Here is a 13,688-nt window from a genome sequence, read left to right as displayed (position 1 = left end):
TAATAGCAACTAGAAAGTAGCGAAGTCACTATAGGATAAAAGGCAGGGCAAATTACATGTTGAAGGCACAAAGTCGTGCTTGAATATCTGTTTGGAGGATTTGTATGCCACGCGCCATTGACTTTCATGTCCACTTACCTACAACCGAGTTTATCCAGGTAACGCTCGGACCTTATGCTCAGGCCGCAGAGCGCTATTTCCGCACCGAAGTAAAACTCAAAGATATAGAGCAGCTCGCCGCCGATTATGCAGCTTTAGATATGGTCGGCATTCTCTTAGCCTGGGATGCAGAAACAGCCACCGGACGCCCACCGCTTAGTAACGACTATATCGCAGCCATCGTGCAGCGCTATCCCCAGCAGTTTATTGGCTTTGCTAGCGTCGATCCCCACAAGGGTAAAGCAGCGGTCAAAGAGATGGAACGGGCCATCAAAGATCTAGGGCTTTCCGGAGCTAAATTTCATCCAGGGGTACAGGCATTCTATCCCAATGATCCTACGTTTTACCCTCTCATGGAGAAAATCCAGGAGCTGAAGATCCCGGCCCTTTTCCACACCGGCACAAATGGATTAGGGGCAGGAACACCCGGTGGCATGGGCATCAAGCTTGACTACACCCGACCCATCTATCTTGATTCACTTGCCGCTGACTTTCCTGAGCTAATTATTATCGGAGCCCATCCTTCCTGGCCCTGGCACGAAGAAATGATCGCGGCTATGCTCCACAAAGATAATATTTTTAATGACCTTTCTGGATGGTCCCCCAAATACATTCCAGAAACCCTCCTGCGCGAAGCAGCCACCCGCCTGCAGGATCGCTTCTTGTTTGGCTCCGACTATCCTTTTATCACGCCACAACGCTGGCTCAAGGACTTTGATACTCTTAGCTACTTCACGCCTGAAGTTCGCGAAAAGCTTTTATGGAAGAATGGACAGAAACTTCTCGCCCATACGGCTGCCGCCCAAATGAATTTTTCTTCGCAAGAAAAGTAGCTCTTGTGGGTAACTCGTAGCTGCCAGGTCCGCTTCTTAAGAAGAATGAACCGGACCTGGACTACTTTATAGCTCATACATAGGCCTGCTTGCAGCCGCAGGAACCGTTTTTTTCGCAAATGACCTGTCGTGTAGCGGTCAGAGACATAAGTTCTCGTATGTCCCCGTCACCGAGCAGCCAGATGTATTTCTTTCCTGTTCGCAGGGATGAAAGAAGAGACGGCTACACGGTCCACTTCACTGAGAGGAAGATTTTATAGATGACAACCCCATCCCGCCTTGTGCTCATTACAGCTCACCTTGATGAGCACAGAGTGGAGCGCTTACGCACGATCTCGCCCCAGTTGCAAATTGAGTATCATTCAAAGCGTGCTGGAGCTGAAGTCCCAGACGAACTCTGGCACAAGGCAGAGGTACTCTACACCTTTCCATTTTGGATGCCAGCAGCCAATCAGGTACCGAATCTACGCTGGGTCCATCTCTATTCAGCCGGTGCTGATTTGCTCTTGAACCACCCTCTTTTCGAGCGAGATGCAATCTTTACCACATCGAGTGGAGTTCACGCTATCAACATTGCAGAACATTGCTTCACGATGATCCAGGCCTGGTTCCATCGCCTGCCCAGCTTAATAAGCTGGCAACGGCAAAAAATATGGGCTCGGTTAGAAGAGCAACCTGAAGAGATGCCACAGGAACTCTACGGCAGGACTATAGGCATCGTAGGCTATGGCAGTATTGGCCGTCAGGTAGCCAGGTTGGCCCAAGCATATGGTATGCGCGTGCTGGCCATGCAACAAAGCAGTGATCATCGCGATTCTGGCTTTAGCTTTCCCAACGTGGGAGATCCCGAAGGCAGCATTCCAGAAGCCTATTTTCGTCCCGAACAACTCCACGTTCTGCTCCGAGAATGTGATGTAGTTGTCGTCGCAGTGCCGCTCACCCCGCAAACGCGAGGCATGTTTGATGAGAAAGCTTTCGCAGCTATGAAGCGACAAGCTTTCTTTGTTAATATTGCCCGTGGTGATGTCTGTGACGAGGCGGCCCTGATTCGTGCGCTTAGCGAGGGAATCATCGCAGGTGCTGCGCTAGACGTTTTTTCAAGAGAACCTCTGCCGGCCGAGAGCCCTCTCTGGAGCATGCCGAATGTCCTCCTGAGCCCCCATAGCTCAGGGCTTACGCCGCGCTACGATGAGCGCGCCGCCGATATTTTCGAGGCCAATTTACGCCGCTATGTGGCTGGCACAAGGCTCTATAATAGAGTAGAAAAGGAACGTGGCTATTAGCGATTGCAAGAATGATACGCAGCTTAAAAAGGCTGATTTTCCCCTAGCGAAGAAAGACTCGTTTAAGGCTAAGTGAGAGCTTTAAATAAGAGTCTGTAGTGTCCAATCATTATCTCTTCCATTGGCAGAGATATCCGTGGCGCAACACACGGAGGTCAGACTTAATCTGTATGTCCGTTTAGCTCTGAAAGGTGATCACATTATGATGAATGCAGATATTCAGCGTCTGCTAGCTGAGATATACGCAGAAGGGCAACACAATGATGCCAGCGTGCAAGAGCATAGTCGAAAGATGCTTAACCTGGAACCTCCTACTGCTCAACTCCTGAGCATATTGGTTCGGAGCAGTCGACGAACCAATATTCTCGAAATCGGCACCTCCAGCGGCTACAGCACAATCTGGCTAGCCTGGGCTACTCAAACAGTCGGAGGCCATGTTACCAGCATTGATCGCAGCGCGGAAAAGCATGCGCTAGCCGACACGAACCTGCGCCGCGCCCATTTACGCGAAACCGTCGATCTCATCTGCGGGGATGCCAGCGAAATTGTTGCCAGGTTAACTGGTCCATTTGATTTTGTCTTCTTTGACGCAGACCGTCGCAGCGCCCCTAACCAGCTCGAACTTATAGTTCCTAAGCTAACACCGGATGCCTTCATTCTCGCTGATAATGTCAACTCGCATCCCGATGAAATTGCTGGCTACCTGGCCGCCATCGAAAAGTTGACCCAGTTCGAGCATACTATCATTCCTGTGGGGAAAGGTTTAAGCCTGGCGTATCGGCAGAGAGCGGACTAAAGAGGTTTGCAAAGTATTACAGCCGGTAGCTCCGGCTGTAAACGTATGAAGATTGCTAGCTCCGTCAAGAATATATGGTAAGCTGGAGCTAAATATATGCACAAATCGCTTACCATAACACATTATATTCGCACATTTAATGCGATAACATCAATAAACGTTCCTTATTGAGGACAACAATGCGCCCCTGGCTCACCTCGATCGCCCCGGCGGCCTCCAGCTCTTTGAGAGCCCGCCCGACGACTTCACGCGCAGTACCAGCGAGTGCAGCAATCTCCTGTTGCGTGAGACGATGCACAAATTTTTTACTTTGCAAAGACTTCTCTTGATCTAACAAAATCTTTGCTACTCGTGAGGTCACGTGACGAAATGAAAGATCCTCTACTAGAGCAACCATATGGCGTAGGGCATTAGCAAATGTTAGCGCCACCGCTCCTGCTACAGCTGGGCGCTCCATGATCAGCTTTTTTAGAGCCAGGTGCTTCAGCATATAGACAATGCTGGGCTCCATAGCCGCGGCACTGGCCGGATTTGGCCCGCCATCGAACGCAGGTACGTCGTTAAAGGTATGCCCCGGCGAGATGAGGCGCAATACCTGCTCTTTTCCATCTTGTGAGGTTTTGAAGACCTTGACCAGGCCAGTATGCACATAATACAGGGCTCCTTCAAGATCGCCCTCCAGGATGATAATATCTCCACGAGCATAACGACGCTCCAGAGCTATAGAGGCCACCTGCTCCAGGTCTTCAGGTCCAAGCTCAGTAAACAACGCTATCTGGTGAATCGCCGCTCTATCTACAGGCATAGCAATGCTATCTCCTATTCAGAATTATACTTCGCATGTATGGTATTCAGTACGATCTCACTCACTTCATAGTGTATCCATACGTAGTCATGTCTTCACAGCCATGACTTCCCAGAAATACATGCTGCAAGAGATTATACTGTACGCTGAGCAGCTCACGCTAGCTTGTAGTTACAAGTGCAATATTTTCGCTAGCTTATTCACCTAAAGTAGCAGTTAAATACAAGCAATCCTCCATATAGTAAGTCGTAAATGTTACACCAGCATATTGTAATACGAAAAACATTCAGTTATAATTATGGAGAAGGACATATAAGGCAAGGATGCCACCTTACATATACGCATTATCCACTCTCTCCTAGCATGACATGTTTCCCCTGCTGATGCTGCGACATAAGTCACAGAAATCCATGCCCTCTTCAACTTACACTGTACGGTATGGACAGATGACAACATTTTCTGATCTGCTTACTTTAAGTCTGAATATATCTTGTCTGCCTCCCTACCTGCATTTGAAGGAGTTTTAAGAATATGTCGCATACCGAAACAACTCTGGATGTACGTCCCCAACTTGAGCGGGGCGATGAACCCTTTGTCCTCATTATGGAAACTGCCGAGTCTATCAAACCCGGCAACACGCTGGTCCTTATTGCTCCTTTTGAACCTGTTCCGCTATATGAAGTCCTGGCCGGACGAGGCTTTTCGCATGAAACAAAGTCTGTGGCCGCCGATGAATGGGTTGTACGATTTACCCGTAACCAGGCAAGCTGAGCCAGGCTGAGCAGCCTCTAGCAGAGGTATCGGAGAGAGGCTATGCAAGTCACTCTTGCATAGGCGCTTTCTTCGCTTTCTAAAAGAGAAGGAGCAACCGTGCCGTGAGTATGCCCTCCCATCCCGAAAAATCCCCCTTTTCGCTTAAGAAAGATATGTCGCAGCGGCTTGCTAATCAAACTGCGTCCCCTCCTTCTATCGCTATCAATGGCCTGGGAACGATGAGTGGGCGCAGAGGCGTGCCTTTGAGCGTACCATTACCATTTTTACTTACAGGTAGCTGCGCAGCAGCACTCTTTGGAATTTTGTTCCCCCTGGTTGCCCCTCAGGCTATGCTAGCACCAGGCTTTCCACATGTGCTCGCTATGGTTCATACCGTGACGTTAGGCTGGCTCACCATGGCCATTATGGGCGCTTCATTGCAACTTACGCCTGTTATCGTCGTGGCCCCACTCCGCGCCACGCGTTTTCTGCGCTGGCACTATCCAATCTATGTGACTGGCGTTATCCTGCTGCTTTGTGGCTTCTGGTTCATGCTTCCCTGGCTGATGATTAGCGGAGGTTCATTAGTTGTGCTGGCTGTCATCCATTACGTTATAATTATGGGCTCTACACTGGCTCATGCCACAACGCGACCGCTTACCACCAGTTATCTGACCGCCTCGCTGGTTTACCTTAGCATCGTCGTCTGTCTGGGCCTCACAGCAGCGCTCAATTTCCAGTTCAATTTTCTTGATTGGGGCCTCGATCAGCTCGTTTTGACCCATATAACGCTAGGTGTACTTGGCTGGCTAACTAATACTTTGATTGGCGTTTCCTATACCCTCGTACGTCTGTTTGCTTTAGTTCACGGCAATGACGAGAGGCGCGGGCAACGTATCTTTATATTGCTCAATGTAAGCATCGTTTTACTTGTGCTGGGATTCATTTCTTCCTGGCAGGAGATAATCATCCTCGGTGGGATTATTCTTGTGGCAGCTGTCTGGCTCTTTGCCTACGACTATGTATGCATGCTGCGCCTACGAAAGCGCAAAGTTCTCGATGTCACGCAATATCATAGCATTGCAGCCGTTGTTTATCTCGGACTGATGCTTCCCGGAGCTATTCTAATTGAAAGCATGGGTTGGAACGCGCCACGGATTCTGGCAGCCCTGGCCCTGGGCATACTTTTAGGGTGGTTGGGACAAAGCATTGTCGGTTATCTTTACAAGATTGTACCGTTTCTTGTCTGGCATGCGCGTTACGGCTCAGAGGTTGGGCGAAAAAAAGTTCCTCTCATGAGGGAGCTTGTACACGAGCGCTGGGCCTGGCTTAGCTGGTGGCTCATCAACCTTGGATTACCTCTAGCTATCCTTGCCGCTTTACTGTCCTGGGTACTCCCGCTGCAAATTGCCTGTGCCTTGTTTGGCATAGGACTGATCCTGGCTGCCATAAATGTCGCTGGGATTGTCAGCCACCTCAGACCCTTACCATCTTCGGCATCGCTGAAGCAGGAAGCATCCACGCCTTGAAAAGCTCCATAAACCCGGAGCAGGGCCAAAAATGCTGTTTCGCGCTACTCATTACCCTGGCTCTATCGTGAATAATCGCTACAATCGTTTTCGCCATGCTCATCCTGCCAACAGTTCTCTTCAAAGAGGTGAGGGACAGAAGCGTCCTCTCACCTCTCTATTTCTATTAGAGCCAACCCAATTGCCGCCGTCCCTCATCAGTCATACGCGAGGGTTCCCAGGGTGGCTCCCAAACTAAGCGCAGTTCGCCACTGGTCAGCCCTGGAATATCTTGCAAAGCAACACCAACCCCTTCGCTAATGGATTCATGCATCGGACAACCAGGTGTGGTTAGCGTCATAGTAATCTCTACAAATCCATCCTCACTCACGTCAACCCCATAGATCAGGCCAAGATCCACAAGATTGACGCCCAGCTCAGGATCGTAGACCTCGTGCAAAGCTTCATAGATCTGAGATCTTGCAGTCTCTATCTCATCTGTATTCATGACAAGCACCTCCTCTCTTATCTCAATGTCTCTTCAGGAAGAAGGGTAGCTTATAGCTTCCTGTAAAATCTGCGACATTAGTCGCAGTCAAAGCGCAGGCAAACAATGCATACTACTGGTGTATTCACAAACGCACCGCTTGTGAAATATAGCAAGAAAAATCTAACCTACTTTTAAAAAGGAGTGTATTAAAATGGCCGAAGCTAAAGTAGTCGATCTTGATGTCCGTAATATGGTCCCCCGTGAGCGCCACCCTACCATTTTCAGCCAGCTCGACGGTTTGGGTGCCGGCGATACCTTGCGCCTGATCAACGACCACGATCCTGCTCCCTTGCGCTATCAGCTACTGGCGGAAAGGCCCAATATGTTCAACTGGGAACCTGAACAGCAAGGGCCTGTTGAGTGGATTATTCGCATCCAAAAAATTGCCAAATAGCGCCTGTAGGTCGTAGAATTCCATTAAATTACTTACGACATTTTACACATCTTTAAGGGAGGGCGTCATGAGTCAAATACCACAGGAACCAGTAGTGCAGGGACCAAGCTCACAGGAGCTTTCAGAGGCTCAAGGAGCACCCGGCAACCTGATTGTATTCGACCTGCGTACGCTCGCCCGCTTCCAGGAAGAGCGACCCTACGTGCAGGTGCTTTCAGATATCGATACGGCACGCGTTGTCCTATTTGCCTTTAAGGCTGGACAAGAGTTAAAAGAGCATAAAACTTCTAGCCAGATCCTGGTTCAGGTCCTTCGAGGACAGGTCTCTTTTTCAGCTACCGGCACTGATGTCAAACTCAAGGCCGGTATGCTCATTCAACTAGAAGCGAATATACCTCATAGCGTCGTCGCACGAACTGATGCCATCATGTTACTTACCATGACTCCCAGCCCGTCTAACCATAGTTTACAAAACGAGCTTTTTCGGGGTATACAACCGCTTGTGTCCCGAAAAAGCTAGCTGTCTTTGATTATAGGGTAGGGTTTATCATGGAATTAACCATACAATATCCTGCATGCACTGGCCTCTGAAAGGGCGCAGGCGCTAGCATACCACAACAAAGTTGCCGGCCATATCAATGGCTATAGGAAAACAATGCCTAATTGAGAAACTGGCAAGGTGAGTCTCTCTGAGGGAGCCTGACGTTGTATACATAACTTAATTCTATCATCCTTCATGCAGCCACTCGGCAACAGGAGGAGGCAGGAGCCTGATTACGTCAAGATCGGCTTTCTCTTTATAGTCTGCATGAGAAGATGGAAATTAATTTGTGCAGAAAGGAAAGTCTATGTTAAAAGCTGAAAGAAGAGCCGAGGCGTCATGGGAGGGCGGTCTGTTCCATGGCACAGGTACGCTCCAAGTTGGCAGTGGCGTTCTCTCGAATCAACCTTACACCTGGGCTTCGCGTACTGAACGCGCTGATGGAAAGACCAGTCCGGAAGAGCTTATAGCCGCCGCACACGCGGGCTGCTATGCAATGGCTTTCTCGCACACGCTTGAAAGCCAGGGAAAAACCCCTGAGAAGCTAACTGTCAGGGCCGTTTGTACCTTTGAGCAAACAGAAGCTGGCTTTAAGATTTCTACCATGCGCCTTGACGTTAGCGGCAAAGTTCCTGGGTTGGATGAATCTGGCTTCCAGCAAGCTGCCCAACAAGCCGAGCAGGGTTGCCCTGTCTCTAACGCCTTGCGTAACAATGTAAACATACAGGTAAACGCTCACCTGGAAGCATAAGTGCCCAAAGTTCTTCGCTCTTCTATCGTTATCGCTTCCTGCTTACTGTGATTCGTGGTGATGATAGAAGAGCCGGCCATAGGTTCAGAGCCAGGCAAATAGCCAGCGCCAGGCCAGCAGGACCGGATAGACCAAATCCTATGGAGGCGATACTTATGCCTATTGTGCCCAAAGAAAGCAATAGCGGTAGCGCCAGTAAAGAGACGACGCGCAACCCTGCTGCGATGTTACCCAGCCATAATGTAGCACTTACTAATCTTGCCGAGCGGATATTCCCACCCGAAAAACCCGGGATCATCCGCGGCGCCACACCGCAGATTAACAAGGCTATCAGGCCAATGGCAAAGCTGTGCCGTATCGCATCCATGGCAAAAAGTGGAGCGCTCCCTATGAGCAATTCAACTCCATCAACCAGCAATAATACACTTCCTAACACTGCCCATATATACGCGCTAGCCACTAGTGCTACAAACGGCCCAAACGCATTACGTTCGTTATAATCGCGTACCTGGTATGAACGCGCCGCCACTTGAGGCACAGGCGCTAACTGTGAAACCCGTTTAGGCAACCTTCCCCGCGAACTCATAAGCCGTATAAAGACACTTACAAAGATAATAACTGCTATCCCGCTCAATATCATGCCTAGCCCTCGTACATCTGCCAGGACAGAAAGAGAAGGAGCGCCAGTCCCAATACAGAAAAGCGCCACCCCTAGCAAGTACGTAAAGGCCAGGGGCCAGATTACCTTCTGGGGAAAGGCATCAAGGCCTGCATACATCGGCAAAGAGCGCGCAGACATGGCCAGGGCTATGGGCACAAGAAAACCTAATAACCCTAAAGTCGTATTTAGCTCATCAAATGTACTGGCAACAAGCCCACCGTGATCGACGGCAAGAACAACATTTATAAGATTGATCACGCTGGCAAGACCTAACGCGCTCAACGCCCCCACAAAAAATGGCAATACGCTCCAGAATGCTGGACGCGTGGATAGCTTAGGGCCACGCGAGGCTGTCAACACAACCAACATTACAGCTGTGAGCAGGGCCACACATTCCAATACTCCACTTATAATCAACAAAACTTGCCATACCAGACCTCCTGTCAAGGCCGCCAGGGGCTGACTTAACACACGTAAAAGCAAGCCCGCCGTTTGAGCTCCCAGGATGTAGGGTACAAATCTCGGAGCCGCCAGTGCCGCGCCGCGCAGGCGGGGGAGAAAGTGAAACAAGACCCCAAGCACAAATAGCCCAGCCCAGCCATAGAGCTGCAGATGCCCATGGGCCTGGGCTAGCGCTTCCCACCATTTTCCCTCGGAAATAGCCAGCATGCGTGTCACCGTCAACACAAAGGCCAGGGCGAATCCCCCACCAACACCTAACAATAAAGCTGTCTGTAACAACGGAGCTACCAGCGAAAAGGGAGCCTGACGTTGAGCCGCGTTCGCCGGCGAAGCTTTGTTATATGCAGTAACGCTCATTCTACGTATTCCTCACATCGGACAATTAATAGTCTCAATTATTATATGCAGTATCTTAGTATCGCTTCATAGAAAAAAGCTGCAACTTTCGTCACAGCTTCATCACAATTCCAATTTCATTAGCCTTGATAAGAAGGCCCGATCAAGACACCTCAGACTCTGACAAGATATGATACTGCATTTTCATTAACAAAATTCTCTGTACTGATTGGTCTATACGCTCAGTACTTATTTTCCCTTGCTGTACAGCTTGCTTCAAGGCCGTAATTGCTTCAGCTACCTGCTGCACGGTAAATGGACCTTCGATCAGATCACCACCTGCCTGAATAGAGAGCACTGCAGCTTGCCCCAGTGTCCACTTCTGACTAATGCCCTCCATATAGAGCCCATCAGTAATGACCACCCCATTATAGCCTAGCTCTCCACGCAATACGCCGTTGATTGCCTTTGGCGATAGCTCGGCCGGCAAGTCAGGATCAATGGTCGGCATCAGCACATCAGTTGCCATAACCATCGCAGGCTGCCTTTGCTGAAAAATGAGCTTATAGGGTGCGAGATCGATATTTTCCAGTTCCGCTTTACTACGCTCAACCACCGGCAAGTCATTATGAGGGTCCGAGGTAATTGCTCCCAGACCAGGGAAGTGCTTCAAGCAACCGGCCACTTCATTCTCCTGCAAGCCTTTCAGAAATGCTCCTGCATACTTAGCCACGGTCTGAGGGTCGCGCCCAAACATACGCGAAGCTAATACAGGAGGATCGACGGTCTGCACATCAACTACGGGAGCCAGATCCGCATTGATGCCTAACTCACGCATCCAACCAGCAGACTGCTTGCCCTGGGCAAAGGCAACTTGAGGATCACCACTTGCAGCCATTTCCTGAGCTGAAGGCAGCTCACCATGAAAGGTATACAGACGATTTACCAGGCCACCCTCCTGGTCGGTAGCTATTAAGAGAGGGATCTGCGCATCTTTCACTGCCTGCTCAGATAAGGCTTTTACTTTATTTACATCATCATATGGAGGATCAAAATTATGGTTAGCCGCCTGGTACATGAATCCGCCTACAGACTGCCTTTGGATCATAGTCTGTAAGCCACTATCAGCATAATCGGTTCCAAGATACTCGACTATAATAAGCTGACCCAGCTTCTGCTCAAAGGTCATACTTTGTATTATCTGTTGCGCCGCTCGCAGTCGTTTCTGTTGCGGGTCATCTTTCTTCATATTCTGCACATCGGCATTAGGCGTTACCACTTTGTGCGCAATCGGGGTAATGCCTGAGGGTAGCTTCTGGTGCGGAGGAGCACTTAAGGCAGGCGTAGCCCCAGTTGTACATAAGCACAACAGGCAGCATACCAAAATCGCCATACGAGTACCCATAGTTCTAAACCTGGGTCGTCTTAATATATACATTTACACGCTCCGATATTACAATCATTCAGGCTCGCCAGCAGCTAAATCTGGGGGTCCTGACTTTCATTTCTCCACAAATGGCCGGAACAAATAACACAAGACTTACATTATTCTCTATAGAACGTCGCTAAGCTCATGCATCGTATAAAAATCTTATCTTTAAGATGGGACTCCAAAGGTTAAGGAAAGTATATGAATCACCAGAATATCAATAATAATATATATAATCAAGGGAAAAGGAAAACAATTCGTCGCACTACATTTCTTATTGTGAGCGGCCTGGCAATCTTGCTAGCTTTATCAGCTTTAACTATTGCTCTTGGGGCGACTATCTTTACGCAACAGGCCAAGAAGCCCGGTCCAATAACATCTGTAGCCCAGGCTCATTCCCACAACAATCTGTCCTCGCCCACTGTTTCACCGGCACTCTCACCCACGGCCGTTCCTGTGTCAGGGCTTACTCCCAGGCCAGAACCCATTACTCCTTTTCCTTCTTCACTACAACAACAAATAGCCACTTTACAATCCAAAGATCGCTACATTGCACGTGGCAATACTAGCTTACCAGAGGTAGCTTTAAGCTTCGATGATGGCCCTAATCCACCCTACACACAACAAATACTCTCGATTCTACAACATTACGGAATAAAAGCTACCTTCTTCAGTATCGGCCGTCAAGCTCAGGCCTATCCGGACTTACTCAGGCGCGAACACCAGGCTGGCCACTTCATAGGCAATCATACCTGGTCGCATCCCGATCTCCCCCATCTCTCAGCAAGTGATATTCGCAACCAGCTTACTACAACTGAAGACGCTATCGAGCACGCTACCGGTATTCGCCCGACGTATTTCCGCCCACCTTACGGTGATATTAACCCAACCGTATTGACAACTGCAAATTCACTGGCTTTAACTGTAGTGCTCTGGAGCGTAGACCCGCGCGATTGGTCGCGTCCTGGCACGCAAGCTATCATCAGTCGCGTTCTGAGCCAGGTAGGGAATGGTTCGATCATCCTTATGCACGATGGCGGTGGAGACCGGTCCCAAACCGTAGCTGCATTACCTACGATAATTGAATCACTCCAAAAACGCGGTTTTCGTTTCGTCCCTCTACCTCAATTAATCGACCACCTTCACCAGAAAGCATTAAGCGAGACATCTGGCCAGACTGAGACGCTAGATTCAGCCCCAACGCCTCGCCAATTTATCTGGACGCGCCGCTGGCTAGCAGATTTAAGGGTTCGAGCGGCCACTATGTAGCAAGGTCATATAACAGAGGTATACAACGCTTCTGGGCATTCTGCGCTTAGTCTCGCCATGTCTGACGCAGAATGCGTAGCCAATTCTCATGCGTCAACTTTCGCAGGGCGGCATCATCATAGCCATGCTCCCGCAAAGCATTTACGAGTCTAGGCAATCCTGTGACGTCCCCTAACTCTCGTGAAGGTGTGATACCGCCGTCAAAATCGGAGCCAAAACCCACGCCTTCAATGCCAACCCGTTCAACAAGATAGTCTATATGGCGTACCATCACTTCTAAAGGCGTATCTGGGTCGTCCATGGCATCCTCACGCATATTTGAGACTTCAAAATTGAGTCCGACCAGGCCCTCTGAATCCTTGATTGCGCCCAGTTGCCGATCTGTTAGATTGCGCGTTGAGTGACAAAGCGCATAAGCTGCCGAATGGGTTACAACCAGTGGCATCTCAGAGAGCCGCGCCACATCCCAGAAACCCTGTTCATTGAGGTGGGAAAGATCCAGCATAATCCCCAGGCGGTTACAAGCGTGCACCAGTTCGCGACCCGCAGCAGTCAGGCCAGGACCGGTATCAGGAGAGTGGGGAAATTTAAAGGGTACACCATGGCCAAAGGCATTAGGGCGGCTCCAGACTATACCAAGTGAACGCAATCCCGCTTGATAGAAGACTTCAAGGGCATCGAGCTTTGGATCAATAGCTTCAGCGCCCTCAAAGTGTAGAACGATGGCCAGGATATTGTTCTGCAGGCAATACTCAAGCTCGCTAACCGTGCGCACAACTTTGACCTGACCCTGTGAAGCAGCTTCCAGACGAAACAGGCTTGCCATCACGCCTATAGTAAAACGCTGGGCATGGAATGGATCAATGGCAAGAAAAGGGCGCACCTCATAGCCCTTCTCGGTAAATATGAGGTTAGCTTCCATCTTACGTTCAGGAGCCAGATCTGGTGTAAAGATCGCAAAAAATCCGCCTGCAAAGCCTCCACGGCGCGCACGCGGCAAGTCAAGGTGCCCCTGCTGGCTCTCTTTAAAGAAATCGCGATTTTCGTTCTGCTTGGGGAGATAGAGCCGAAGTAATGTATCATTATGCCCGTCAAAAATAGGAAACGCTTTGAGGTCACTCATGCCCAGTATCCCTTTCTGGAAATAATGTTCTCATT

General features: G+C 49.6%; 14 protein-coding genes. 9 read left to right on the top strand and 5 right to left on the bottom strand.

The genetic code is table 11. The features are described from left to right. The first annotated feature begins 104 nt into the window (after positions 1-104). From EPA93_RS47650 to EPA93_RS47640, 3 genes are all read left to right on the top strand, one after another. Positions 105-992, top strand: coding sequence for an amidohydrolase family protein (locus tag EPA93_RS47650; RefSeq protein ID WP_129894301.1), 888 nt, complete (start codon positions 105-107; stop codon positions 990-992). A gap of 260 nt (positions 993-1,252) precedes the next feature. Next, the gene (locus EPA93_RS47645) at positions 1,253-2,275 is read left to right on the top strand and encodes a D-2-hydroxyacid dehydrogenase (RefSeq protein ID WP_129894300.1); all 1,023 of its coding nucleotides are present in this window, start codon (positions 1,253-1,255) and stop codon (positions 2,273-2,275) included. A 202-nt stretch (positions 2,276-2,477) separates the two neighbouring features. Further along, positions 2,478-3,071, top strand: a complete 594-nt coding sequence (locus EPA93_RS47640; RefSeq protein WP_129894299.1) for an O-methyltransferase — start codon at positions 2,478-2,480, stop codon at positions 3,069-3,071. Between the two features lie 136 nt (positions 3,072-3,207). Here the strand turns inward: EPA93_RS47640 and EPA93_RS47635 are convergent, their stop codons facing one another. Next, positions 3,208-3,876: a Crp/Fnr family transcriptional regulator gene (locus EPA93_RS47635; RefSeq protein WP_129894298.1), complete on the bottom strand. Its 669-nt coding sequence runs from the start codon at positions 3,874-3,876 to the stop codon at positions 3,208-3,210. 531 nt (positions 3,877-4,407) lie between these two features. Here EPA93_RS47635 and EPA93_RS47630 point away from each other — a divergent pair. Together EPA93_RS47630 and EPA93_RS47625 are read left to right on the top strand one after the other, a co-directional pair. Next, entirely contained in the window at positions 4,408-4,647 is a 240-nt protein-coding gene (locus EPA93_RS47630; protein ID WP_129894297.1) for a DUF2249 domain-containing protein, read from the top strand. 104 nt (positions 4,648-4,751) lie between these two features. Next, positions 4,752-6,158 carry a hypothetical protein gene (locus EPA93_RS47625; RefSeq protein WP_129894296.1) on the top strand — a complete coding sequence of 469 codons (1,407 nt, stop codon included), beginning with the start codon at positions 4,752-4,754 and terminating at the stop codon, positions 6,156-6,158. A gap of 166 nt (positions 6,159-6,324) precedes the next feature. Here the strand turns inward: EPA93_RS47625 and EPA93_RS47620 are convergent, their stop codons facing one another. Beyond that, positions 6,325-6,645: a metal-sulfur cluster assembly factor gene (locus EPA93_RS47620; protein WP_129894295.1), complete on the bottom strand. Its 321-nt coding sequence runs from the start codon at positions 6,643-6,645 to the stop codon at positions 6,325-6,327. 193 nt (positions 6,646-6,838) lie between these two features. Between EPA93_RS47620 and EPA93_RS47615 the strand changes: the two genes are divergently transcribed. The 3 genes from EPA93_RS47615 to EPA93_RS47605 all read left to right on the top strand — a co-directional run bounded on the left by EPA93_RS47615 (position 6,839) and on the right by EPA93_RS47605 (position 8,373). After that, a complete protein-coding gene (locus EPA93_RS47615; protein ID WP_129894294.1) occupies positions 6,839-7,081 on the top strand; it encodes a DUF2249 domain-containing protein in 243 nt (80 codons plus the stop codon). Between the two features lie 67 nt (positions 7,082-7,148). Then, entirely contained in the window at positions 7,149-7,601 is a 453-nt protein-coding gene (locus EPA93_RS47610; RefSeq protein ID WP_129894293.1) for a cupin domain-containing protein, read from the top strand. A gap of 328 nt (positions 7,602-7,929) precedes the next feature. Continuing rightward, positions 7,930-8,373: an OsmC family peroxiredoxin gene (locus EPA93_RS47605; RefSeq protein ID WP_129894292.1), complete on the top strand. Its 444-nt coding sequence runs from the start codon at positions 7,930-7,932 to the stop codon at positions 8,371-8,373. Positions 8,374-8,401: 28 nt separating this feature from the next. On the opposite strand, the gene EPA93_RS47600 is transcribed toward EPA93_RS47605, so the two are convergent. Both EPA93_RS47600 and EPA93_RS47595 read right to left on the bottom strand, forming a co-directional pair. Continuing rightward, a complete protein-coding gene (locus EPA93_RS47600) occupies positions 8,402-9,853 on the bottom strand; it encodes a hypothetical protein (protein WP_129894291.1) in 1,452 nt (483 codons plus the stop codon). Between the two features lie 142 nt (positions 9,854-9,995). Then, positions 9,996-11,225, bottom strand: a complete 1,230-nt coding sequence (locus tag EPA93_RS47595; protein ID WP_165423879.1) for a glycoside hydrolase family 3 protein — start codon at positions 11,223-11,225, stop codon at positions 9,996-9,998. A 237-nt stretch (positions 11,226-11,462) separates the two neighbouring features. Between EPA93_RS47595 and EPA93_RS47590 the strand changes: the two genes are divergently transcribed. Then, positions 11,463-12,530 (top strand): polysaccharide deacetylase family protein, encoded by a 1,068-nt coding sequence (locus EPA93_RS47590; RefSeq protein WP_129894289.1) that lies wholly within the window; start codon positions 11,463-11,465, stop codon positions 12,528-12,530. Positions 12,531-12,576: 46 nt separating this feature from the next. Here EPA93_RS47590 and EPA93_RS47585 read toward each other — a convergent pair whose 3' ends face one another. Then, on the bottom strand, positions 12,577-13,653 hold the full coding sequence (locus EPA93_RS47585) for a dipeptidase (RefSeq protein ID WP_129894288.1): 1,077 nt from the start codon (positions 13,651-13,653) through the stop codon (positions 12,577-12,579). Positions 13,654-13,688: the final 35 nt, after the last annotated feature.

The organism is Ktedonosporobacter rubrisoli, from assembly GCF_004208415.1.
GTDB classification, from domain to species: Bacteria; Chloroflexota; Ktedonobacteria; order Ktedonobacterales; family Ktedonobacteraceae; genus Ktedonosporobacter; species Ktedonosporobacter rubrisoli.
This window is presented reverse-complemented; position numbering and strand designations above follow the sequence as displayed.

Excerpts from the sequence above, each read along its gene's own strand:
- EPA93_RS47595 (WP_165423879.1), bottom strand. The coding sequence starts at position 11,225 with ATGGCGATTTTGGTATGCTGCCTGTTGTGCTTATGTACAACTGGGGCT.
- EPA93_RS47610 (WP_129894293.1), top strand. The coding sequence starts at position 7,149 with ATGAGTCAAATACCACAGGAACCAGTAGTGCAGGGACCAAGCTCACAG.
- EPA93_RS47600 (WP_129894291.1), bottom strand. The coding sequence starts at position 9,853 with ATGAGCGTTACTGCATATAACAAAGCTTCGCCGGCGAACGCGGCTCAA.
- EPA93_RS47650 (WP_129894301.1), top strand. The coding sequence starts at position 105 with ATGCCACGCGCCATTGACTTTCATGTCCACTTACCTACAACCGAGTTT.
- EPA93_RS47630 (WP_129894297.1), top strand. The coding sequence starts at position 4,408 with ATGTCGCATACCGAAACAACTCTGGATGTACGTCCCCAACTTGAGCGG.
- EPA93_RS47645 (WP_129894300.1), top strand. The coding sequence starts at position 1,253 with ATGACAACCCCATCCCGCCTTGTGCTCATTACAGCTCACCTTGATGAG.
- EPA93_RS47620 (WP_129894295.1), bottom strand. The coding sequence starts at position 6,645 with ATGAATACAGATGAGATAGAGACTGCAAGATCTCAGATCTATGAAGCT.
- EPA93_RS47590 (WP_129894289.1), top strand. The coding sequence starts at position 11,463 with ATGAATCACCAGAATATCAATAATAATATATATAATCAAGGGAAAAGG.
- EPA93_RS47585 (WP_129894288.1), bottom strand. The coding sequence starts at position 13,653 with ATGAGTGACCTCAAAGCGTTTCCTATTTTTGACGGGCATAATGATACA.
- EPA93_RS47605 (WP_129894292.1), top strand. The coding sequence starts at position 7,930 with ATGTTAAAAGCTGAAAGAAGAGCCGAGGCGTCATGGGAGGGCGGTCTG.
- EPA93_RS47615 (WP_129894294.1), top strand. The coding sequence starts at position 6,839 with ATGGCCGAAGCTAAAGTAGTCGATCTTGATGTCCGTAATATGGTCCCC.
- EPA93_RS47635 (WP_129894298.1), bottom strand. The coding sequence starts at position 3,876 with ATGCCTGTAGATAGAGCGGCGATTCACCAGATAGCGTTGTTTACTGAG.
- EPA93_RS47640 (WP_129894299.1), top strand. The coding sequence starts at position 2,478 with ATGATGAATGCAGATATTCAGCGTCTGCTAGCTGAGATATACGCAGAA.